This is a genomic window from Pseudoalteromonas sp. SG45-2, from assembly GCF_014164115.1.
GTDB classification, from domain to species: Bacteria; Pseudomonadota; Gammaproteobacteria; order Enterobacterales; family Alteromonadaceae; genus Pseudoalteromonas; species Pseudoalteromonas distincta.
Window position 1 is genome coordinate 89721 of record NZ_JACJEO010000014.1, and the last position, 23933, is coordinate 113653.

Genomic DNA, 23933 nt, shown 5'->3' on the forward strand with positions numbered 1-23933 from the left:
TTGTTAGTTTACCGTGTTTTACTGTTTGGTTAAACGCTTTAAATAACTGGTTTTTTATTACCTAAGTTAAGGCTTTATGTTGTTTGTTTTTAATACTGATGTAGCATAGGAAATATATATTACGCTTTACTAATATGTATGTTGACAAAGATTGCACAAACGTAAATACTATTACAAACTTTCAGTAATTACTGAAAGTTCATTAAATTTTAACTTTGCCAATAAAATGTTGCCCTGTTAATCCGTCACTCTCAAGGAGCCAATAATGATAGATGAAACCTTTGTGGATCTATCGCGATTACAGTTTGCTGTTACCGCTCTCTTTCATTTCTTATTCGTACCGTTAACGATAGGTATGACCTGGATTTTAGTTATTATGGAATCGGTTTATGTTATGACCGGTCGCGAAATTTATCGTGATATGACTAAGTTTTGGGGAAAATTGTTTGGTATTAACTTTGCAATTGGTGTGGCAACAGGCCTTACCATGGAATTTGAGTTTGGTACTAACTGGTCTTATTATTCCCATTACGTAGGTGATGTTTTTGGGGCTCCCCTGGCTATTGAAGGTTTAATGGCATTCTTTTTAGAATCGACCTTTGTGGGTATGTTCTTTTTAGGCTGGGACAGGCTTTCTAAACGCCAACATTTAGGCGCGACCTTTTTAATGGCCATTGGTACTAACATGTCGGCGCTGTGGATTTTAATTGCCAACGGTTGGATGCAAAACCCAGTAGGCGCTGAATTTAACTATCAAACCATGCGCATGGAAATGACCAGTTTTGCAGAGCTTGTGTTTAACCCTGTAGCCCAAGTTAAGTTTATTCATACTGTATCGGCAGGTTATGTAGCAGCGTCTATGTTTGTGCTTGGTATTAGTAGCTGGTACATATTGAAGGGTCGTGATTTAGCATTTGCTAAACGCTCTTTTTCAGTCGCATCAGGCTTTGGTTTAGCGTCAATTTTGTGTGTAATTTTACTCGGTGACGAATCAGGCTACGAAGTAGGCGAAGTCCAAAAAGTAAAACTTGCCACAATTGAAGCCGAATGGCACACAGAAGAAGCTCCGGCTGCGTTTACCGCATTTGGTTTTCCTGATTCAGAAGAGCAAGTAACACATGCGGCGGTTAAAATACCTTACGCACTTGGGTTAATTGCTACGCGCTCACTTGATGAGCAAGTAACGGGTATTAACGACCTAGAAAAACAACATGAAGTACGTATTCGCAACGGTATGATTGCTTATGAATACCTTACAAAACTCAGAAACGGTGAAGATACGCCAGATAATATTGCCAAATTTAATACTCTAAAAGATGATTTAGGTTATGGCTTGCTACTTAAGCGCTACACACCAGATGTTGTAGATGCTACTGAAGAACAAATTCAAAAAGCTGTTAAAGACTCTTTTCCTAAAGTAGGCCCTATGTTTTGGTCATTTAGGATTATGGTTGCCTGTGGTGTGGCCATGCTAGGTGTATTTATATTGGCATTTTACTACAACGCTCACCGTGTTATTGAGCAAAAACGCTGGTTGTTATGGGCTGCCGTATTGAGTATTCCACTACCTTGGATAGCGATTGAATTTGGCTGGATTGTTGCCGAGTATGGCCGTCAACCTTGGGCTATATCTGAAATACTGCCGACCTTTTTAGCCACGTCGTCACTAACAGTAAACGATATTTTAATTAGCTTAACTGGGTTTATTGTTTTCTATACTGGTTTAGCCATTGTGGAAGGCTGGCTGATGATCCGCTTTGTTAAGCAAGGGCCAAGCTCGCTACATACTGGTAAGTATCATTTTGAATTACCAAACAAAGCTGATAAAACTGAAGGAGAGCAATCATGATTTTTGATTATGAAACATTAAAAATGCTTTGGTGGTTGATCATTGGTGTGCTGCTTATTGGTTTTGCTATTACCGATGGTATGGATATGGGCGTTGCTATGTTGCTTCGCCTCGTTGGTAAAACAGATTCAGAGCGCCGCACAGTAATAAACACAATTGGCCCGCATTGGGATGGTAACCAAGTATGGTTTATAACTGCAGGCGGCGCGTTATTTGCGGCGTGGCCTATGGTTTATGCAGCTGCATTTTCGGGCTTTTACTTTGCCATGATGCTAGTACTCTTTGCTTTGTTTTTTAGACCACTTGGATTTGATTACCGCAGTAAAGTAGACTCAAAACGCTGGCGCAATAACTGGGATTGGGGCTTGCTTGCAGGCAGCGCAATTCCAGCATTAGTATTTGGTGTTGCGTTTGGTAATTTATTTTTAGGCGTACCGTTTAATATTGATAACCTTATGCGTGTTAGCTACCAAGGATCATTTTTTGGCTTGCTTAACCCATTTGGATTACTTGCAGGTTTAGTAAGTATTACCATGTTAGTTGCGCATGCAGGTATGTGGTTACAACTTAGAACAGCAAGTGTGGTCGCAGAGCGTTCGGGTCAATATGGTCGCTATTCTCTTATTATGTTTATCGTGTTATTTGCTGCAGCTGGTTTTTGGGTGGCTAACTTAACGGGTTACCAAGTTGTATCGATGGCTGATACACAAAGTCATGCAGACCCTCTAGCTAAAGTAGTCATTACAGCGCAAGGTGCTTGGTTAAGTAATTACAGCACCCGTCCGTGGACAATGACCTTCCCTATTTTAGCCTTTGCAATGGCATTAAGTGCACTTGTGTTTTCAAAATTAAATAAACCTGCACTTGGACTTATTTCAACAAGCTTAATGTTAATTGGCGTAATTATGACGGCCGGTGTTTCTCTGTTCCCATTTGTTATGCCATCAAGTAATAACCCTAATATTAGCTTAACAATTTGGGATGCGGTATCGAGCCATAAAACGCTCAATATAATGTTTGTTGCAGTGTGTATTTTTGTACCACTAATATTGTCCTACACCACTTGGTGTTACGTAAAAATGTGGCGCAGAGTAACGGTAGAAGAAATTGAAAACAACACTCATGGTAGCTACTAAGGAGACTAAACAATGTGGTATTTCGCTTGGATTTTAGGTGTACTTTTGGCCTGTACCTTAGGTGTAATAAATGTAATGTGGTACGAATTTCATCAAAATAAAAACAGCATTGCTGATGATGAACAAGCCATGCACGATTTATTAAATGATGCTAACAACACAAAAGATGACGACTAACCCCCGACCAGATCGCGCGCAGCAGCAATCACTGCGCGCTTTTTTAAAGCGTCAAAGTAAACCCGCTGCAGTGTGGTTAAAGTTAAGCATTGCACTGGGTACTTTTAACGCATTACTGATGATTGCAGGTGCTTATTTACTGGCTCAAGCTATTCATAATGTAATGTTTGAAGGTAATAATTTAGCCCAAGTCACTCATTTATTATGGCCCTTAGCAGGCATTATTTTATTACGCGCGGTGTTTTTAGCGTTAAGTGAGCGCTTAAGTGCATTTGCTGCGCTTAAAGTAAAATCGGCTATGCGCCAAACACTTCTCCATAAGCTCAGCTTACTTGGGCCTAGTTATATAGAACAACACGGCCAAGGCGCTACATTAAATACCCTGCATAATGGCGTTGAAGCACTTCACGACTATTATGCTAAATACTTGCCAGGTGTTGCTTACAGCGCGCTTATTCCGCTGGCAATATTGGTAGTTATTTTTCCGACAGATTATAAAGCTGGGCTGATATTTTTATTAACCGCCCCACTTATTCCTTTTTTCATGATTTTAGTAGGCTCTAAAGCCGAAGCTTTAAACCAAAAACGCTGGAAGCAACTTGCTGTACTGGGCAATTACTTTTTTGACCGCGTGCAAGGTTTAACTCAGCTAAAACTATTTAATGCAACATGTACCGAGCTTAAACAAATAGCTAAAATTTCAGATGATTTTAGACACGCGACACTCGATGTTTTAAAAATCGCGTTTTTATCATCATTTGCACTTGAGTTTTTAGCCACTATTAGCGTGGCACTCGTTGCCGTAATTATTGGTTTTAGACTATTTTTTGGCACTCTTGATTTTGCCACTGGCTTTGTGGTGCTACTTTTAGCGCCTGAATTTTATTTACCACTGCGCCAACTAGGTAGTCATTACCATGCACGTTTACAAGGTATTAGTGCGGCGGCCGATATGGTTGCGATTTTAAATGCCCCACTGCCAAGTGACGAAAATGCGTCAGTAACTACAAGCGCACCTGAAAACAATTTAACTTTAAATACAATTAATTCAATAAGTATTACCGACCTTAATTTTATATACTCTGGTAGTAACGAAGGGATTAAAAATATAAATTTAACATTGCCAAATAAAGGCTTAATTGCAGTTGTGGGCAGTAGTGGCTCAGGTAAAAGTACGTTGTTTGATTGTCTATTAGGGTTTCACCCTGAGGTGATTAACAACCTATCTATTAATGATCAGAGTTTAAGTACAACCGATATTACTTACTTGCAAAATAATATTGCATGGATACCACAACAAGCGACGCTATTTTACGACACCATTGCTGCCAACATTAAATTGGCCAAACCCACTGCCACACAGCAAGAGCTTGAACATGCGACAAAACAAGCTGGTGTGCTTGAATTTATTAATACCCTACCCGATGGTTTTAACACCCAGATAGGTGAGCAAGGTGAAGGGCTTTCTGGCGGTCAAAAACAACGTATTGCACTGGCTCGCGCATTTATAAAACAAGCACCAGTCTTAGTGCTTGATGAGCCCACTGCGCACCTTGATAGTCAAACAGAGCTGCTTATTCAAGATGCTATTAATGAATATGCTAAAAACAACTTAGTATTAGTTATTGCCCATAGATTAAATACCGTTAAACATGCCAGCAATATCATTGTGATGCACGATGGAAAAATAGCTGAGCAAGGTCACTTTGAAACACTTGCAGCGCAAAATGGTGCATTTGCTGACTTACTAAAAACGGCTGAACAAGGGGTGGCGCATGCGTAATTTTATTCGCTTACTAAAGCTTTGTGCTCCTCATTATAAAGCTATGCTATTGGGTACATTTTTAGCGACGATTACGGTATTAGCTAATGTGGGCCTGTTGGCTATATCTGGCTGGTTTTTAGCATCAATGGCCGCTGCTGGTATTGCGGGCGTACAAATGAATTATTTTACTCCTGCCGGCACGATTCGTTTTTTAGCTATTGTGCGAACAGCATCGCGCTATGGCGAACGCCTAGTTACTCATAACGCCACGTTTCTATTACTAAGTGAAATACGTACCAATGTATTTGCAACGTTAAGCAAGCTTAACAATGTTGATTTAGCAATGAGCCGCAGCGCTGATCTAGTTAACCGATTACAAAACGATGTAGACGCACTCGACAAATTTTATTTAAACGTTTTACTTCCTATGCTGGTCGCTCTTTTAAGTGTGCCAATCATCATGCTGTTTATGTCGGCCTATAATGGCAACGTCGCCCTTATTTGCTTTACTGGCATTATACTTATTGGTGTGGTTATACCTGCCCTACTCAGCATAAAGCTCACTAAAAACAGCCATAAAGAAACACAACTTAGTGCACAACTTCGCTCTGAGCTTTCAGATACACTTACAGGCCTTAGAGAGCTTAGTATTTATCAAGCCCGTTCGCAGCAACTTAATAAGTGCGACGAATTAAGCGAGCAGTACAATCAGCAATTATTTATTCGCCACAAAGCACTGGCAAACTCAGATGGATTAAGCTTGTTGGTTGTTCAATTAGCCATGCTTGCTAGCATAGTAACCATTGTGCCGCTGGTTTACGCAAGCAGTATGGTAAATGTAGAACTTGCTATGTTAAGTTTATTTGTACTGGCAAGCTTTGAAAGCGTATTACTACTACCCAACGCGTTTATAGAGCTTCCAAATGTTTTAAAAGCAGCAGAGCGATTGTTTACACTTGAAGATAAAGCAGCTAGTACGCAAATTAAAAGTAAACATGTAGACATTGATGAAAACTTTAGCGCGCAAAATCACACGTTAGTACTTAACAATATTAGCTACCAATATGGTGAACAAACAGCGCTAACTAATATCAGTTTTGAACTAATGCCTCAGCAAAAAGTAGCGATTGTAGGTAGAAGCGGCAGCGGTAAAACGACGCTTGTAAATTTACTTACTGGTTTATGGCCTTTGCAACAAGGCAGCATAACGCTAAACAATCAAAATAGCGTTGTTGACTTACATTCGTTAAATAATGATATACGCGCAAATGTTATAAATATACTCGCCCAGCAGCACCATATTTTTGATGGCACATTAAGTGAAAACTTACGTTATGCCGCGCCAAATGCAACTAAAGAGCAAATGATTGAAGCGCTCGCATTAGCTCAATTGAGCCCATGGTTTAATGAGCTAAAAGAAGGTTTAAAAACACGATTAGGCACTGGCGGGCGTAACGTGTCGCAAGGTCAATCTAGGCGTATAGCCATTGCCCAAGCATTACTTAAAAACCCTACTATTTTAGTTCTTGATGAACCAACAGAAGGTCTTGATAATCAATCTAAGCAAGGGGTAATGCAAGCAATAATACATGTTATGAATAACGCCAGCGTGCTGACAATTACGCACGATCCCGCTCTACTTGCTCAAATGGATAATGTTGTATGGTTAGAAGGCGGTAAAGTAGTCGCACAAGGCTCTCATAAAGAGCTCAGTAGCACTTATCCCGACTATATTGCGCTAACTACCCGGTTTTAAAACCGTTACTGATACATCAATAACGCCGACTTTAGGGTCGGCTATCTTTTCAAACATACTCTTTGATAAATCAATAATACGACCTCGCACATACGGGCCTCTATCGTTAATTCTTACCGTGACTGATTTATTATTAGCGAGGTTGGTAACAACGACCTTAGTGCCAAAGTCGAACTCTAAATTGGCTGCTGTGGCGGCTTGTTGGCTAAAGCGCTCTCCGTTGGCAGTTGTTCTCCCGTGATATTTGTCAGCATAAAAAGATGCTTTACCAACTTGAGTAACCTCTCCAGTAGATGATTTAACAATAGGTTGGCTACTACAAGCGGCTAACGCTGAAGTAATAAAAAGAGTGACAACTAACTTAGGTAAACGCATAGGATGACTTTTATTATACAAATTAGATGCATCCTAACTTGATCTCGCTGAGTATTAACTGAATTAGGTCTAAACCGTGGGCAATAAAAAACCACCTTCGATTTATCATCTAGGGTGGTTTTTTATGCTTAGAGCAAAACGCGCGAATTATCTTACAATGCCGCGCTCTGAGCTTTTAACAAAGTCGACCATCAATTTCACAGCAGGGTACTTTTCAGCATCTTCACTAAGCGATTCAATCGCTTCGTCTGCACCTAAGCTTTTACGGTAAAACGCTTTGTATGCACGTCGTACAGCCATAATTTCATCACTTTCGAAACCACGACGTTTCATGCCTTCTTTATTGATAGCGGCAGGGCCTGCTGGCATACCAATGGTAGTAACAAAAGGTGGTACATCTTTGTTAACACCTGAATACATACCAATAAAGGCATGTGCACCAATTTTACAAAACTGATGAACTCCCGAATTACCACCTAAGATAACCCAGTCGCCTACATGTACATGGCCGGCCACACTTGCATTGTTAGCAAAAATTACGTTATCGCCAATTACCGCGTCATGTGCAACGTGTGTATAAGCCATAAATAAGTTATTACTACCAATTTTAGTAACGCCTTGGTCTTGAATTGTACCACGGTGAATAGTGGCACATTCACGGATAACATTGTTATCACCCATGACTAATGTGGTTGGCTCGTTGTTGTATTTTTTGTCTTGGCAGGCTTCGCCCACAGACGCAAACTGAAAAATATGATTGCCAGAGCCAATAGTTGATGGCCCTTTAACAACAACATGAGACTCAATAATACAGTTATCACCGATAACAACATCATTGCCAATATAACTATACGGACCAACTGAGACATTGTTACCTAGTTTAGCGCCAGGTTCGATTATTGCTGTAGAATGGATCACTATTAAAACTCTCTTCTCGCACACATAATTTCGGCACTACACACTACTTTGCCGTCGACTCTAGCTTCTGCTGCAAACTTCCAAATGTTGCGACGTTCTTTTAAAAACTCAACATGAAGGTGCATTGTATCACCTGGGATCACTGGCTGTTTAAAACGTGCGTTATCAACAGCAGCAAATAAATATAATTCGTTTTCACTACGATTTTCTACTGTTTTAAAACCTAATAAACCCGTGGCTTGCGCCATTGATTCTAATATTAGCACACCAGGAAAAATTGGCTGATTTGGGAAATGGCCAGTAAATATAGGTTCGTTTATAGAAACATTTTTAATAGCATGTAAAGATTTGCCAGGTGTAAAATCAATAACACGATCAATTAATAGCATCGGGTAACGGTGCGGTAATAAACTTAAAATTTCTTGAATATCAAGGCTATTTAATTCGTTTGCCAAAATAGCATCCTTATTAGTGTTCAACGTTATGACTTAGCCAATGCTTCCAGCGCTTTAAGACGAGATTTCATGTCTGAAAGGTTACGCAAGTGAGCTATTGATTTACGCCATTCTTTGTTTGTTGTATGGGGCATACCAGATGAGTAAATACCTGGTTCGGTGATTGATTTTGTCACCATACTCATGCCGGTAATTATAACACCATCACATACAGACATGTGACCATTAATTGCAACCATGCCACCAATTTGACAGTTTTTGCCAATGGTAACGCTTCCTGCAAGTACGGTGCAGCCCGCGATTGCGGTGCCTGAATTAACTTCAACGTTGTGCGCTATTTGACACTGATTATCGATAATAACATTGCTATGGATAATGGTATTGTCCAGTGCGCCACGATCAATTGTCGTGCTTGCACCAATTTCAACTTTGTTACCTATGATCACTGAACCAAGCTGAGGTATTTTTACCCATTGCCCGCGTTCGTTCGCATAGCCAAACCCATCACTACCTACAACACTATTTGCTTGAAACAAACAATCTGAACCAATTTCAACATCGTGATAAATAGTCACACTAGACCAAAGCTTAGTGCCAGAGCCTATTTTAACACGTTCTCCGATAAAACTGTTCGGACCAATTTGCGCATTGTCACCTATCACCGCATCAGCTTCAATGACTGCATTAGCCCCTATAGCGGCGCTGTCACTAACAATCGCTGTTGAATGAACCGTGGCACTTGGATGAATACCCGTCGAGGCTGAGCGTGGTGTTGTATCCATAAATTGCGCTAATTTTGCGTAACTTACATACGGATTCGCAACAATAACTTTGCTACCACTAAAGTACTGAGCATCGGCTTGGCTTACTATTACAGCGCTAGCTTGAGTAGTCTCAAGTTGCGAGCGATATTTTGAGTTCGCTAAAAATGCAATATGCCCAGAATGGGCATTTGCAAGTGTCGCTATTTTTTTTATTTCTAAAGCGCCATCACCCTGAAGTTCGGCGCCTAGAAGTTCCGCAATTTGCGAAAGCGTATAATTTTGCATAGAGTGATTATTTCTTACTAACTGCAGCTACAACTTTAGACGAAAGATCAGTTACTTCTTTAGGATTAAAGTAAATTGTTGTGTCTTTTACTTTAACTTCGTCGAAGTCGCCGTCTTTAGCAATTTCTTCAATTGTTTTGATTATTACACCTTGAACTTTAGCAAGTTCTTGGTTTTGGCGCGCTTTGATTTCTTGCTCTAAAGGACGACCTTGTTCAGCAAGATTTTTTTGCATGCCTTGGATTTTATCACGTAGTGCATCTTTTTGAGCTTGGCTCATAGTTGTACTTTCGCGTTTAAATTTTTCAGCTTCAAAACGAATATCGCCTTGTAACTTTTCAAGCTCTTGACGACGTTCAGCAAACTCAGTTTGTAAAGACTGTTCAATTTTAGCCATTTGAGGAATTTGCTTGTAGATTTCCTGCATATCAACAATACCTACTTTGTGTGCAAATGCATTCACAGAAGTACCCATCATTAAAGTTGCTAAAACTGCTACAGCTGTTGATTTAAATAATTTTTTCACAAAAAACTCCTTTAGAAAGTGTTACTAATGTTAAAGCTGATGGTTTTCGTATCGTCATCTTCTTCTTTTTGCAATGGATACGCAAAACTGATCAGCATTGGACCCATTGGAGAGATCCATTGTAATGAAAGACCGGTTGAAACCCTAAAGCGCATTGGGTCTGAATAGTCATCTAATTTAGCACGTTCATCAACGCCTAAGTTTTGATAGCGGTCTACGTTAAACTCAGTATCCCATACGTTTGCAGCATCAACAAAGAAGCTAGTACGTACAGAGCTGGTATTTTCTTCATCTAAGAATGGCGTAGGAACAATTAGCTCCATACCTGCCACTGCTTTAGCATTACCACCAATACGGCCTTGCGGCACTAGAATATCAAATTCTGATGCGCCACCAATGCTACCGGTTGTAGTACCGTCTGCACCTGGCGTACCTGGAATAGACTGCGGTATACGCGATACAGCACGTGGTAATATTGTATTACGGTCAAAGCCACGAAGTTCCATTTCCGTTATACGGAAGTACTCTTGGAATGGAAGTGTTTGCTCATACCCGTTTGTAGAACCATAACCATTACCATAACCAAGCGCTGCACGCGTTGAGAATACCCAACGGTGGTCATTTGATATAGGCCAGTAAAAACGCGAATCGTAATTCAGTTTAAAGTACTGAAGATCTGAGTTAGGCGTTGTTGCTGTTAAGTTTAGAGTTTGACGCGAACCCGCTGTTGGGAATAAACCACGGTTAACTGTAATACGCGACCAACCAACACTCAGCTCATACTTAGTAAAGTCAAAGCCTGCATCTGGGTTGTCTGGATCTAAGAATGTTTCACGAAGTACACGCGTTTGCTCGTACTCTGCAATATCCGAAAGCTCTTCTTTAATCCAACGGGCGCCAAAGTTAACACGATTTACAGCATCAATTGGAAAACCAATATTTGTGCCTAAACCATAACTTTTTGATTTGTACTCAACAAGGCTAAATTTACTTGCATCGTAGTTTCTGTAAAAAATGCTACTGCCTTGCGATACACCATCTGGCGTAAAGTATGGGTCTGTGTACGATAAGCTTAAGCTTTCAGAACCTGTAGACGTGTTAAGGTTTAAACCAATTTGGTTACCTGTGCCTAAAAAGTTAGATTCTGTTACACCAATATTAAACTGCAGACCTAAGTAAGAACCATAAGCAAGACCAGCATTAAAGCTACCCGCTGATTGCTCTTTTACAGTAAAGTCTACATCTACTTGGTCATCCACACCTGGTACAGGCACTACGTTAAAATCAACAGTTTCCATATAAGGCAAACGTTGAATTTGTAGTTTTGAACGCTCAAGGTTTTGATTAGATAACCAGGCGCCTTCAAGTTGTGTCATTTCACGGCGAAGTACTTCATCAGCTGTATTTTGGTTACCACCAACAATAATACGACGAACGTATACACGCTTACCTGGATTAACCGATAGTGTTAGTTGTACTTCTTGCTTTTCGTCGTCAATTTCTGGAATTGTACGTACTTCAGCGTTAGCGTAACCAAAACGTGCTAAATAGCTTTTAATAAATTCTTCTGACGAAGTAACGACTGAGCCATTGTAAAGCTCACCCGCTCTAAGTGGGATAACACTTTTAATTAAGTCTTCACGGCCAAGCAAGTCACCAATAAAGTCAAAGCCTTTAACGGTATATTTTACGCCTTCAGTTAAGTTAGCTGTAACGTAAACTGATTCACGTTCAGGGCTCACTGATACTTGCGTTGAATCGATATTAAAACGTAGGTAACCACGGTCTAAATAATAACTACGAATTTTTTCTAAGTCGCCTTCAATGGTTTGCTTTTGGTAGCGATCGCTACCCATAAACTGCCACCAAGGTAAATCTTGCTGCGATTCAGCAAGTTTAAGAAGCTCTTCATTAGAAAAAAGTTCATTACCCACTAAGTTAATTTGTCGGATAGAAGCAGCATCACCTTCATCAAACTCTAATTTAAGTTTAACGCGGTTACGAGGCAATTTAGTAATGCTGATATCTACTTTAGCGTTGTATTTACCAATACTGTGGAAAAACTCAACTAAGCCCTTTTCGATACTATCGATAACGGTTTTATCAAGTGGTTCACCTTGGCGAATATCTTGCTGATCAAGAGACTCATTAAGCTGCTCGTCTTTAATGTCTTTATTGCCTTCAAACTCAATGAAGCTGATGGTTGGACGTTCCGTTACTTTAAAAATAACGTTGTTGCCATCACGAAGGGCTTTTATGTTATCAAAGTGCCCAGAACGATAAAGTGACTTTATTGTTTTTGAAATCGTATAGTCATCAACATTATCGCCTACGTTAATAGGAATATGTGTTAGCGCTGCACCAAGTGCTACACGCTGCAAACCTTCAACTTTCAGGTCTTCAACAATAAAGGAGTTTTGGCCTAGGGCTGCAAAACTTGCACCCAATAAACTTGTTACTGCCAAATGTTTTTTTATAGCCATTTTATTATCTTTATCCTTTACAACTGTATTACCGCATAACACCCTACTAAAGTGGTGCTTTACAATCGTGTTCTAATTAGTAATTTGCCACGCTGTAAAACTACAAACGCGATACATCATTGAACAAAGCGAAACATGTTAGAAAAATGAGCAACAAGGCGCCCACTTTAAAACCAAACTCTTGTGTCTTTTCAGAGACCGGCTTTTTACGAAAAAGTTCAATTATGTAATACATTAAGTGTCCACCATCAAGCACTGGTAAGGGTAATAAATTAAATACACCCAAGTTAACGCTTATTAAGGCTAAAAAGCTTAAAAAGGCCACTAACCCATAGCTTACGCTAGTTCCAGCGCCTACTGCAATGCCCACAGGGCCACTTAAATTCTTAACCGAAACCTGGCCTGTAATTAAATTACCAATCATATCAAAACTGAGTGTAATTAAGCGCCACGTTTCTTTTGTGCCTCGCACGATACTATCGAGCGGGCCGTAATGTCTAGTCTCTACATAACCATCAGGCCATTGCTGTACAACAGGAGCAACGCCTAAAAAGCCTTGCTCAATACCGTTATTATCAATGCGCCCTTTAGGGGTTACTGTAATGGCTTTTATAGTATCTTGTCTTTTTACACTAAATTGTAAAGATTTGTTAGCTGATTGCGTAATAAGATTAACTAATTGCTGCCAATTGCTTATTGTTTCACCGTTTACAGCCGAAATTTTGTCATTAACTTGTAAATTAGCGTGTTCTGCAGCTGAGTCTTTAGTTACGGCGGCAATTGTTAAAGTTGCTTGAGGTCTAAACGGTACAATACCTAACGAGCTTAATGGTGGCACGTCTTGCTGATCTAGTTTCCACCCCTCTAAATTAAGCGTTTTAACACGTGGTTGAAGGTTTTTATCGCGCACTATCACTTCAACGCTTTCTTCACCTAAATTAGACATAAGTGCAAACGTGGCATCTTGCCAGGTCGTTATATCATCATCACCAATTTTTATAATATGTTGAGAAGGCATAATGCCCGCTTGCTCTGCCCGGCTACCCTCGGTAATACTACCTACCACAGGCTTTACCGACTGCACACCCACCATATACATTACAGCAAGAGCAAAAATGGCAAACAAAAAGTTGGCCATTGGACCCGCTGCAACTATGGCAATACGTGCTTGTACAGATTTAGCGTTAAACGATAAATGACGTTGGTTTGCCGGCACGTCATCAACACGCTCATCAAGCATTTTTACATAACCGCCTAATGGAATAGCCGCAATCACATATTCGGTATTATATTTATCGTGCCATTTTAATAGTGGCTTACCAAAGCCAATTGAAAAACGCAGCACTTTAACGCCCATTTTTCGTGCAACCCAAAAATGGCCATATTCATGTATGGCCACTAAAATACCAAGCGCTAAAATAAATGAGCCAAGATTCCAAAAAAAATCAAACATATTAATGCGTCACTTTTGTTATAAATTCTGAAGCGCTAATACGCGCTAATTTATCGCACTCTAAAATTTCATCTAAGCTTTGTACATTGGTATACGTTGCAGATTCAAGCGTTTGTGCATTTATTTTGTATATATCAGTAAAACCAATTTTACCGTTTAAGAATGCACTTACTGCTATCTCATTTGCAGCATTAACCGTTGTAGTCGCGCCCTGCCCTGCACTACACGCATCAATCGCTAATTGTAAATTTGGATAGCGAGAAAAGTCAGGCTTGGTGAATGAGAAATCACATATATCAGAGAAGTTTAACGGTTTAACGCCTGCATTAATTCGCTCAGGGTATGCAAGTGCATGGGCAATTGGCGTGCGCATATCAGGGTTACCCATTTGCGCTAAAATAGAACCGTCATGATATTGCACCATTGAGTGAATAATACTTTGTGGATGAATCACTACGTCTATATCACTGGTGTCGCAATTGAATAACCACTTAGCTTCAATAAACTCTAAGCCTTTATTCATCATAGTGGCCGAGTCTACTGATATTTTTTGACCCATCGACCAGTTAGGATGCGCCACGGCTTCACTTACAGTTACATCTTTTAGTGTGTTTATATCGCGCGTTAAAAACGGGCCACCAGAACCGGTAAGCAAAATTTTACTTACGCCATGTTGCTGTAAATTTTGATCGCCTTTGGCACTTTGTAACGAAGAAGGTAGACATTGAAAAATAGCATTATGTTCGCTATCAATTGGCAGCAAGGTCGCTTTATGTTGTTTAACTTTATCAATAAACAACTGACCTGACATAACTAACGATTCTTTATTAGCAAGGAGTACTTTTTTACCTGCTTCTACTGCACTTAATGTTGGCAGTAAACCAGCTGCACCTACAATTGCCGACATCACGACATCAACATCTGGGTGAGCACATAAGTCGCACATTGCTTGCTCGCCGTGCATAACAAGCGTTTGGCATGGTGTATTAGCTAAATAAGCAGATAACTGCTCAGCGGCTTGCTGGGTAGCCATAATCGCATAAAGTGGTTCGTGTTCAATACACAGCTCAGCCATTTTTTTTGCGTTTTGCCCTGCAGCTAAAACAAAAACATCAAATAACTCTTTATTGCGCGATACAACATCTAGTGTACTTAAACCAATTGAACCTGTTGCGCCTAAAATAACCAGCAATTGCTTTTGGCTCATAAACTAAGAGTCCACGCATAGCACATTACAAACATTGGAGCTGCAGCCGTTAAGCTGTCAATGCGATCTAAAATACCGCCGTGCCCAGGTAAACAACGGCCGCTATCTTTTAAACCAGCTTCACGTTTAAACATGCTTTCAAGTAAATCACCTACCGCAGAGAACAATGCAATAAATGCAGTCATTATCGCGTAGATAGGCCAAACACCTAAATCAACATCGGTAAAGTGACAAAATGCTAAAACAAAAATGATAGAAGCGACTACACCGCCTGCTAAGCCTTCAATTGTTTTATTAGGGCTCACTTTTGGCATAAGTTTATGCTTACCAAAGCTCTTACCTGAAAAATAAGCACCAACGTCTGCACTCCACACAATACCCAATACGACTAAAATAAGTACAGAGCCAAAATGTGTTGATTCAGCATATTGCGCACTGCGCAGCGTATTTAGTGCAAGCCATAACGGCACAAGTGTTAATAAACCTGCAATGCCACGCATTACTAGACCTTCATTCCACGCTTTAGCCATTTCTGGATAGCGCCAAATTAAATAACTAGCAACAATCCACCAAGCAAACGAAAGCGTAAATAAGTAATTCGCATCACCTACTAGCTTGCCACTTTCCCATAGTGATTCAATAGGCCAATGTAAATTAAGCAGGCCTAGTAAGGCTGCAATCAATACAACAAAAGCACCACGTTTGAGCTTATCGCATAAACCCATAAACGCAGACCATTCCCATGCGCCTAATAATACTATTGCACCGGCAAAGTAACTAAATAACGTAAGCGGTGTATAAAAAACCAAAGCTAATGCCGATGGTGCAAGCACAAGTGAGGTTAAAATTCGTTGTTTTAACAAAATGTGACCCTTATTCTATTTAGGTTTGAGCGAGTAATTGTTTTATTTGTTCGCCCGTACAACCAAAACGTCGCTCTCTGGCAACGTAACACGCTATAGCCTCAGCAAATGCTGCTTCATTAAAATCAGGCCAAAGTGTTTCGGTAAAGTAAAGTTCTGCATAAGCAACTTGCCATAGTAAAAAATTACTAATACGAACATCGCCACCAGTGCGAATAAGTAAATCAGGTTCTGCCTGATCTGCCATGCTCATATGCTGTGCTAAGCGCTCTTCTGTAATATCTTCTGCGTTGAGTGTGCCTTGCGCAACTTGCAAAGCAAGTTGTTTAGCCGCGTTAGCCATATCCCAACGACCACCGTAATTAGCTGCAACATTTAAGCGCAATCCGGTATTATTTTCAGTCAGCTTATGCGCAGCGTCTACCTTGCTACGTAATCCTTCAGAAAATCGTGATAAGTCTCCAATAATGGTCAGTTTTACATTGTTTTTATGAAGCTTTTTAACTTCCTTTGTTAAAACAAATAAGAAAAGCTCCATTAAAGTGTTTACTTCGTCTTCAGGGCGGCGCCAGTTTTCACTACTAAAAGCAAATAAGGTTAACGATTGTATCCCTAATTTAGTACAAAACTGAACAGATTGACGAACTGCGTCTACGCCTTTTTTATGCCCATACACACGAGGTCTATTTCTAGCTTGCGCCCAACGTCCGTTCCCATCCATGATGATAGCAACATGTTTGGGTAAACATTGCTGTGAAATTGTGTCAGCATCTAGAACCATAAATATCGAGTATTCCATAAAAAAACGCCGCCTAGTATACCCTAGACGGCGTTTCAAAACTAATAATTTTAATAGGTCCTGTCGACCTTTCAGGATTGTAATTTATTCAATCTAGGCAGAACCCTTTGGGAAGCGCGTTTTTAGATTTTATGCATTGCTATCACCTAACAATGGGAAATAACCACACTACGTAGGCTCTGCCTTGCCTTAAAGCCAAACACACTACTGCAAATTTAACCTCAAAAGATAAACAGGGACTTACTTAGATTTCCATTAACTCTGCTTCTTTAGCAGCTAATAGAGTATCCATTTCTTTGATAAACTTATCTGTAAGTTTTTGAATCGCATCATCTGATTGACGCGCTTCATCTTCAGATATTTCTTTATCTTTTAATAAACCTTTTACATCGCCATTAGCATCACGACGAATGTTACGAATAGCAACACGACCGCCTTCAACTTCGCCACGTACAATTTTGATTAGGTCTTTACGACGCTCTTCTGTAAGTGGAGGAAGTGGTACACGAATAACAGTACCTGCCGACATAGGGTTTAAACCTAAGTCAGACGCCATAATTGCTTTTTCAACAGCTTGCGCTAAAGACTTATCAAATACACCAATAGCAAGTGTACGAGAATCTTCAATTGTTACGTTAGCAACTTGGTTTAAAGGCGTTGGTGCACCGTAGTACGACACCATAATGCCATCTAGGATTGCAGGATGTGCACGGCCAGTACGAATTTTAGATAATTGGCTACCTAGTGCAGTTACACTTTTTTGCATGCGCGCTTGCGCGTCTTTTTGAATATCGTTAATCACGGTTTAATCCTAATTATTTGATTATTTCATCTGAGGCTTGTGAAGAAATTAGTGTTCCTTCTTCTTCACCCATAATTACGCGTTTTAGCGCGCCTGATTTATTCATATTAAATACGCTCAATGGCATATTGTGATCGCGGGCTAGAGTAAATGCCGCTAAATCCATAACTTTTAATTCTTTTTCAATGATTTCATTGTAGCTTAAGTGGCTGTAAAGCGTCGCTTCTGGGTTTTTAACAGGATCATCACTGTACACACCATCCACTTTAGTCGCTTTAATTACTGTATCCGCTTCAATTTCGATACCGCGTAAACACGCTGCAGAATCGGTAGTAAAAAATGGGTTACCGGTGCCCGCTGCAAAAATAACAACGCGGCCAGTTTTCAATAAACTAATTGCTTCAGCCCAGTTATAAGCGTCACATACACCATTTAGCGGAATAGCCGACATTAAACGACAGTTTACAAATGCACGGTGTAGCGCATCACGCATTGCAAGGCCATTCATAACCGTTGCAAGCATACCCATGTGGTCGCCTACTACGCGGTTCATACCTGCTTCTGCAAGTGAACCACCGCGTAAAAAGTTACCTCCACCAATAACTAAACCCACTTCTACGTCAAGCTCTACTAGCTCTTTAATTTCTTGTGCCATACGGTCTAAAACTTTAGGGTCGATGCCGAAGCCTTCGTCTCCCATTAAAGCTTCACCACTTAATTTGAGAAGAACACGTCTAAAAATAGGTTTGCGATTGATAGTCATAGTATAGGGGCCAACTTTTATTGAATTATGGATAAAAAATAACCGCGCTTATGTTAAACATAAAAGCGCGGTTATTTTAAAGAATTTCTAGCTGTGAAGCAAAACCAAATAGTACTTTAATTGCATCTAATTTCCTTTTGCATCACAAATAGTTAATCTTACTGACCTTTAGCAGCTGCAATTTGAGCAGCAACTTCAGCAGCAAAATCTTCTTCTTTCTTCTCGATACCTTCACCAACTTCTACACGTACAAAGCCAGTAACTGTTGCGTTTTTCTCTTTAAGAATATCGCCAACAGATTTTTTAGGTTCCATGATGAAAGCTTGACCAGTAAGAGAAACCTCACCAGTGAATTTTTTCATGCGACCAACAACCATCTTCTCAGCGATTTCAGCAGGCTTGCCTTCATTCATCGCGATTTCGATTTGTACTTGCTTTTCTTTTTCTACAACGTCAGCTGGTACGTCAGAAGGAGTTAAGTACTCTGGACGTGAAGCAGCAACGTGCATTGCAACGTGCTTAAGTGTTTCTTCATCAGCAACACCTGCAACAACAACACCGATACGGTCGCCATGACGGTACTCAACTAGGTTTTCACCAGCGATGTACTGCAGACGACGTACGTTGATGTTTTCGCCAATTTTAGTTACTAGCTCAACACGGTCTTCTTCAAACTTAGCTTGTAAGTCTTCGATAGTAAGAGTGTCAGCAATTGCAGCTTCAGCAACTTTATCAGCAAATGCTAAAAAGCTTACGTCTTTTGCAACGAAGTCTGTTTGACAGTTAACTTCTACTAGTACTGCAACACCAGCGTTTTGCTTGATGATGATAGTACCTTCAGCAGCAATGTTACCTGCTTTTTTAGCAGCTTTAGCAGCGCCACTTTTACGCATGTTTTCAATCGCTAACTCGATGTCGCCATCAGTCTCAGTTAACGCTTTTTTACAATCCATCATGCCAGCGCCTGTGCGCTCGCGTAATTCTTTAACTAGGGCAGTAGTTACAGCCATTAGTAAATCCTCAAATCTGAAATCTGGTTTAGATAAGCGGGTTACCCGCTCTACAAGAATAACAAGTCTTCACCTTAAAAAGATGAAGACTTGATGATAGCTAATTACTCAGCTTCAACGAAATCGTCTTTCTCAGCTTGAGCAACGATGTTATTCTCGCGACCTTCAGTGATAGCAGCTGCAACAGCGCTAGTGTAAAGGCTTACAGCACGGATAGCGTCATCGTTACCAGGAACGATGTAATCAACGCCGTCTGGGTTAGAGTTAGTATCAACGATTGCAACAACAGGGATACCTAGGTTGTTTGCTTCACGGATAGCAATGTGCTCGTGGTCAGCATCGATAACGAAAAGCGCGTCTGGAAGACCGCCCATGTTTTTGATACCACCAAGGCTCTTTTCAAGCTTTTCCATTTCGCGGTTAAGCATTAACGTTTCTTTCTTAGTTAATTTCTCGAAAGTACCGTCTTGGCTTTGTACTTCAAGGTCTTTAAGACGCTTGATTGATTGACGTACAGTTTTCCAGTTAGTCAACATACCACCTAACCAACGGTGATTTACGAAGAACTGATCGCTTTCTAAAGCAGCTGCTTTAACTGCGTCGCTTGCTGCGCGCTTAGTACCAACGAAAAGAACTTTACCTTTGTTAGCTGCAGCACTTGATAAAAACTTAAGTGCGTCGTTGAACATTGGTACAGTTTGCTCAAGGTTGATGATATGTACACGGTTACGTGTGCCGAAGATGAAAGGCTTCATCTTAGGGTTCCAGTAACGTGCTTGGTGACCAAAGTGAACACCAGCTTGAAGCATATCGCGCATTGAAACGTTTGCCATTTTATAGATCCTCTATAGTTGTTTAGGGTTAGGCCTCCACATATCCCATAGCACCAACACCGAAGTAATTAAACTTCAAATGCACCCAAGTGTATGTGACGATACGTGTGTGTGTTAAAATAAAATTGTGTTTGCCTTAAATACAAAAAATCATTTAAGAATTTATTTGTAAAAAGACGGCGCGCTTTATACCATATTAAAATTAAATACTCAACGTCGCGTGCAAAATTTGTTCGGCGATAAATGTTAGAAACTCAACTTTGGAGCCTCAATGAGCGCTATTATCAAGACCCCTGAAGAAATAGAGAAAATGCGCGTAGCTGGGCGCTTAGCGGCCGATGTACTTGAAATGATCGGCCCTCATGTAGTGCCGGGTGTTACCACCGATGAGCTAAATACACTTTGTCATGATTATATTGTTAATGTGCAACAAGCAATCCCTGCTCCGTTAAATTATCATGGCTTTCCAAAATCAGTTTGTACGTCAGTTAATCATGTTATTTGTCACGGAATTCCAAATGACAAAGCATTAAAAGAAGGCGACAGCGTAAATATTGACGTCACTGTCATTAAAGATGGCTACCACGGCGATACTTCTAAAATGTTCCACGTTGGTACACCAAACATCCAAGCTAAGCGTCTTGCAGAAGTAACACAAGAAAGCTTATACCTTGCTATTAAAATGGTAAAACCAGGTGTGCGCTTAGGTGATATTGGCTCTGCTATTCAAAAATATGCAGAAAGTTTTAATTACTCTATTGTTCGTGAATATTGCGGCCACGGTATTGGCGCAGGATTTCATGAAGAACCACAAGTAATGCACTACGGTAAAGCGGGTACTGGCGAAACTTTAAAAGCGGGCATGTGCTTAACAATTGAACCAATGGTTAATGCGGGTAAACGCCAATGTAAGCTACTTAAAGATGATTGGACTGTAGTAACTCGCGACCGCAGCTTGTCTGCACAGTGGGAACATACTTTATTAGTGACTGAAAATGGTGTTGAAATTTTAACGCTACGATCAGATGATACTATCGACAGGATCATAGAACACTAATAATAAATAAGAAATTAGGAGCCAGCCCACGTGGCATTACCCAACAAAGTAAAAAAGTTGCTCAGCGATGCAGAGCAACTTAGTGATTATCGCGATTGTTCTAGCTATTTTTATAAATGGTTACATAACGAATTTTCTAAACAACCGGTTGGGAATTTAATTAATGCCCGGGCTGAGTTTATTGACCGCCTACTAATTAAGCTTTTTCATGTTTACGACTTAGCGCGCGAACCTGATTTAGCACTAATAGCAGTAGGCGGATACGGACGTGGCGAGCTACATCCCTACTCCGACATCGATTTTTTATTGCTTGTAACTAAACCACCAAGCGAAGAAATATGCGAAAAAATAGGCCAGTTTGTCACCATGCTATGGGATCTCAACTTAGAGATTGGCCACAGCGTGCGCACGATAGAACAAGCCATTGAGCAAAAACGTGAAGACGTTACTTTTGCCACCAGTTTACTCGAAAGCCGCCTTATTTTTGGTAATCATATTGAGTTTGAAAAACTCAAAACGCATATTCTAGAAACCCCCGTATGGCGCTCCGGTGAGTTTTTTACTGCCAAAGTTCAAGAACAAAACTTACGTCACAAAAAGTGCCATGGCACCGCGTATAATCTTGAGCCAAACATTAAAGAAAACCCCGGTGGCCTGCGCGACTTGCAAACCATTATTTGGGTCGCAAAAAAGCACTTTAGAACCGAAACCCTGCAAGAGTTAATAAGTCACGGCTACTTAACCCATGAAGAGTTTCAAGAGCTTTCAGAGTGCCTAGAGAACCTATGGAATATTCGCTTTGCACTGCATCTAGCCGCAGGTCGGGCTGAAAACCGCTTATTGTTTGATCATCAACCACAAGCCGCCGAAATTTTAGGTTTTGGTAGCGACGGTAAAGCCTCTGTTGAGCGTATGATGAAGCGCTTATTTAGAATAATGAGCCGCGTGCGCGAACTTAACCAAATGCTACTTTCATACTTTGAGCAAAGTATCATGCCCGAAAGTAGTGAAAAAACGGTGATAGTACTCGACAGAAACTTTGAGCAAGTGGGCCATCAAATACGCGTAAAAGATCCATCTGTATTTTTTAGACGTGACCAACTTTTTGTATTGTTTGAGCACATAGCAGACAACCCTGCAATAACGCATATTTACCCAAGCACTATTCGTACAATCCGCCAAGTACGCCGCCGTTTATTGGGGGATTTACAAGATTATGCAGCCTGTCGTGAAGCTTTTTTACGCTTAGTTAAACACCCTAATGGTATGGGCCGCGCATTTACGTTAATGCACAAACACGGCATGCTTGCCGCCTACTTACCGCAGTGGCGTAATATATTTGGACAAATGCAGTTCGATTTGTTTCACGCCTACACCGTAGATGAGCATACTCACAAATTAATCAAAAATATTTACGAATACTTTGATAAAACTGGCATTAGCGAGTTTCCTATTTGTAGTGAAATAGTCACTCGAATGGACAAACCAGAGCTACTTTATTTAGCCGGTATATTTCACGACATTGCTAAGGGACGAGGGGGAGATCACTCTGAACTTGGCGCTGTTGATGCTATAGCCTTTGCTAAACTACATGGTTTTTCATCCTCTGATGCAAAATTAGTAGCATGGCTTGTAAGTAACCATTTACTTATGTCGGTTACCGCGCAGCGTAAAGATATTAACGACCCTGCTGTAATAAAAGACTTTGCAACACGTATTAAAACAGAGCGCCAACTCGACTATTTATATTGTTTAACCGTTGCCGACATCCGTGCAACCAACGACAACTTATGGAACGATTGGAAAAACACCCTACTGCGTGAATTGTACTTGCACACGCAGCGCGCATTACGCTTAGGGCTTGAAAACCCAATGGATCAGCGCGACCAAATTCGCGATAAAAAGCACCAAGCTAAACAACGTCTACTCAACTTAGGTTACCCTGAGAATAAAATTGATTTAATTTGGAGTCGCTTTAAAGCCAACTACTTTACCGCCTTTAGCGAACAGCAAATATCGTGGCAAAGTGAGCATTTATTAACTAGCACCGATTTAAGCCAACCCAGTGTCATTGTATCTAACAAAGCAATGCATGGGGGTACACAAGTATTTGTATACAGCCCCTACTCTGGTGCGCTTTTTGCGAGATTAGTGAGTGTAATTGGCTCTAAAAAAGCACAAATACAGCACGCGCAAGTACTGACCACAAAAGATGGTTACGTCCTGTTTAGCTTTGTAATACTTGAAGTAAGTGGCGACCCTATTGCAAGTGGTCGAGCGCAATCAATTAAACGCGGGCTTGAGCAAGCACTTAGCGATCCGCGTAAAAAAATTCGCTTTAAAAAGAGCCGCTCTCAACGCTTTAAAGATTTTAATATTAAACCTAAAATTGTGTTGCGCCCACATGCACGCAAAGACCGTAGCTTAATAGAAATTCAAGCCGTCGATATACAAGGTTTACTAACCAAAATAGCCGAAGTTTTCCAAGCGCATTTACTACACATTCACGCTGCCCGTATTACAACGGTAGGTGAACGTGCAGAGGATTTCTTTGTTGTATCTAATAACGAATACCAAGCGCTGACTGATGAAGAGCAAGCAAAAATTCATCAGGCATTACGTAAAAAATTCAACGCCGAAACAGAATAGAGGACACA

Annotated in this window: 21 protein-coding genes; 7 read left to right on the forward strand and 14 right to left on the reverse strand. The window is 40.5% G+C overall.

Going from position 1 to position 23933, the window contains the following annotated elements; translation table 11 throughout:
• The first annotated feature begins 265 nt into the window (after window positions 1–265).
• The 5 genes from H5116_RS11780 to cydC are packed head-to-tail and all read left to right on the forward strand — an operon-like array spanning window position 266 to window position 6683.
• On the forward strand, window positions 266–1849 hold the full coding sequence (locus tag H5116_RS11780; protein WP_002958301.1) for a cytochrome ubiquinol oxidase subunit I: 1584 nt from the start codon (window positions 266–268) through the stop codon (window positions 1847–1849).
• On the forward strand, window positions 1846–2985 hold the full coding sequence (cydB, locus tag H5116_RS11785) for a cytochrome d ubiquinol oxidase subunit II (protein WP_182716206.1): 1140 nt from the start codon (window positions 1846–1848) through the stop codon (window positions 2983–2985). The genes H5116_RS11780 and cydB overlap by 4 nt, the downstream gene beginning before the upstream one ends.
• Window positions 2986–2997: 12 nt before the next feature.
• Complete coding sequence (gene cydX, locus H5116_RS11790) at window positions 2998–3162, forward strand: cytochrome bd-I oxidase subunit CydX (protein ID WP_002958303.1); 165 nt, start codon at window positions 2998–3000, stop codon at window positions 3160–3162.
• Complete coding sequence (cydD, locus tag H5116_RS11795) at window positions 3152–4945, forward strand: thiol reductant ABC exporter subunit CydD (RefSeq protein WP_182716220.1); 1794 nt, start codon at window positions 3152–3154, stop codon at window positions 4943–4945. Before cydX ends, cydD begins: the two co-directional genes overlap by 11 nt.
• Window positions 4938–6683, forward strand: coding sequence for a thiol reductant ABC exporter subunit CydC (cydC, locus tag H5116_RS11800; protein WP_182716207.1), 1746 nt, complete (start codon window positions 4938–4940; stop codon window positions 6681–6683). Before cydD ends, cydC begins: the two co-directional genes overlap by 8 nt.
• Here cydC and H5116_RS11805 read toward each other — a convergent pair.
• The 14 genes from H5116_RS11805 to rpsB form a co-directional block, all read right to left on the reverse strand.
• Complete coding sequence (locus H5116_RS11805) at window positions 6666–7058, reverse strand: septal ring lytic transglycosylase RlpA family protein (RefSeq protein WP_182716208.1); 393 nt, start codon at window positions 7056–7058, stop codon at window positions 6666–6668. The two genes, cydC and H5116_RS11805, sit on opposite strands and share 18 nt — an antisense overlap.
• 147 nt (window positions 7059–7205) lie before the next feature.
• Window positions 7206–7976 carry an acyl-ACP--UDP-N-acetylglucosamine O-acyltransferase gene (gene lpxA / locus H5116_RS11810; RefSeq protein WP_024596250.1) on the reverse strand — a complete coding sequence of 257 codons (771 nt, stop codon included), beginning with the start codon at window positions 7974–7976 and terminating at the stop codon, window positions 7206–7208.
• A 2-nt stretch (window positions 7977–7978) separates the two neighbouring features.
• The gene (gene fabZ, locus H5116_RS11815; RefSeq protein WP_002958310.1) at window positions 7979–8431 is read right to left on the reverse strand and encodes a 3-hydroxyacyl-ACP dehydratase FabZ; all 453 of its coding nucleotides are present in this window, start codon (window positions 8429–8431) and stop codon (window positions 7979–7981) included.
• A gap of 26 nt (window positions 8432–8457) precedes the next feature.
• Window positions 8458–9480: a UDP-3-O-(3-hydroxymyristoyl)glucosamine N-acyltransferase gene (lpxD, locus tag H5116_RS11820; RefSeq protein ID WP_024596249.1), complete on the reverse strand. Its 1023-nt coding sequence runs from the start codon at window positions 9478–9480 to the stop codon at window positions 8458–8460.
• Between the two features lie 7 nt (window positions 9481–9487).
• On the reverse strand, window positions 9488–10006 hold the full coding sequence (locus H5116_RS11825) for an OmpH family outer membrane protein (protein WP_002958312.1): 519 nt from the start codon (window positions 10004–10006) through the stop codon (window positions 9488–9490).
• An 11-nt stretch (window positions 10007–10017) separates the two neighbouring features.
• Window positions 10018–12489, reverse strand: a complete 2472-nt coding sequence (gene bamA / locus H5116_RS11830) for an outer membrane protein assembly factor BamA (protein ID WP_024596248.1) — start codon at window positions 12487–12489, stop codon at window positions 10018–10020.
• Window positions 12490–12589: 100 nt separating this feature from the next.
• Window positions 12590–13942, reverse strand: a complete 1353-nt coding sequence (rseP, locus tag H5116_RS11835) for a sigma E protease regulator RseP (protein ID WP_182716209.1) — start codon at window positions 13940–13942, stop codon at window positions 12590–12592.
• Window position 13943: 1 nt separating this feature from the next.
• Entirely contained in the window at window positions 13944–15149 is a 1206-nt protein-coding gene (gene ispC, locus H5116_RS11840; RefSeq protein WP_182716210.1) for a 1-deoxy-D-xylulose-5-phosphate reductoisomerase, read from the reverse strand.
• Entirely contained in the window at window positions 15146–16012 is an 867-nt protein-coding gene (locus tag H5116_RS11845; RefSeq protein ID WP_024596496.1) for a phosphatidate cytidylyltransferase, read from the reverse strand. Before H5116_RS11845 ends, ispC begins: the two co-directional genes overlap by 4 nt.
• 19 nt (window positions 16013–16031) lie before the next feature.
• Entirely contained in the window at window positions 16032–16811 is a 780-nt protein-coding gene (locus H5116_RS11850; protein WP_024596497.1) for an isoprenyl transferase, read from the reverse strand.
• Between the two features lie 244 nt (window positions 16812–17055).
• Window positions 17056–17577: a ribosome recycling factor gene (gene frr / locus H5116_RS11855; RefSeq protein ID WP_206013162.1), complete on the reverse strand. Its 522-nt coding sequence runs from the start codon at window positions 17575–17577 to the stop codon at window positions 17056–17058.
• 49 nt (window positions 17578–17626) lie between these two features.
• Window positions 17627–18376: a UMP kinase gene (gene pyrH, locus H5116_RS11860; protein ID WP_024596498.1), complete on the reverse strand. Its 750-nt coding sequence runs from the start codon at window positions 18374–18376 to the stop codon at window positions 17627–17629.
• A 158-nt stretch (window positions 18377–18534) separates the two neighbouring features.
• Window positions 18535–19386, reverse strand: a complete 852-nt coding sequence (gene tsf, locus H5116_RS11865) for a translation elongation factor Ts (RefSeq protein ID WP_002958320.1) — start codon at window positions 19384–19386, stop codon at window positions 18535–18537.
• Between the two features lie 104 nt (window positions 19387–19490).
• A complete protein-coding gene (gene rpsB / locus H5116_RS11870) occupies window positions 19491–20219 on the reverse strand; it encodes a 30S ribosomal protein S2 (RefSeq protein WP_024596499.1) in 729 nt (242 codons plus the stop codon).
• Between the two features lie 271 nt (window positions 20220–20490).
• On the opposite strand from rpsB, the gene map reads away from it, so the two are divergent.
• Window positions 20491–21276 carry a type I methionyl aminopeptidase gene (gene map / locus H5116_RS11875; protein ID WP_002958322.1) on the forward strand — a complete coding sequence of 262 codons (786 nt, stop codon included), beginning with the start codon at window positions 20491–20493 and terminating at the stop codon, window positions 21274–21276.
• 30 nt (window positions 21277–21306) lie between these two features.
• Complete coding sequence (gene glnD / locus H5116_RS11880) at window positions 21307–23925, forward strand: [protein-PII] uridylyltransferase (protein ID WP_002958323.1); 2619 nt, start codon at window positions 21307–21309, stop codon at window positions 23923–23925.
• Window positions 23926–23933: the final 8 nt, after the last annotated feature.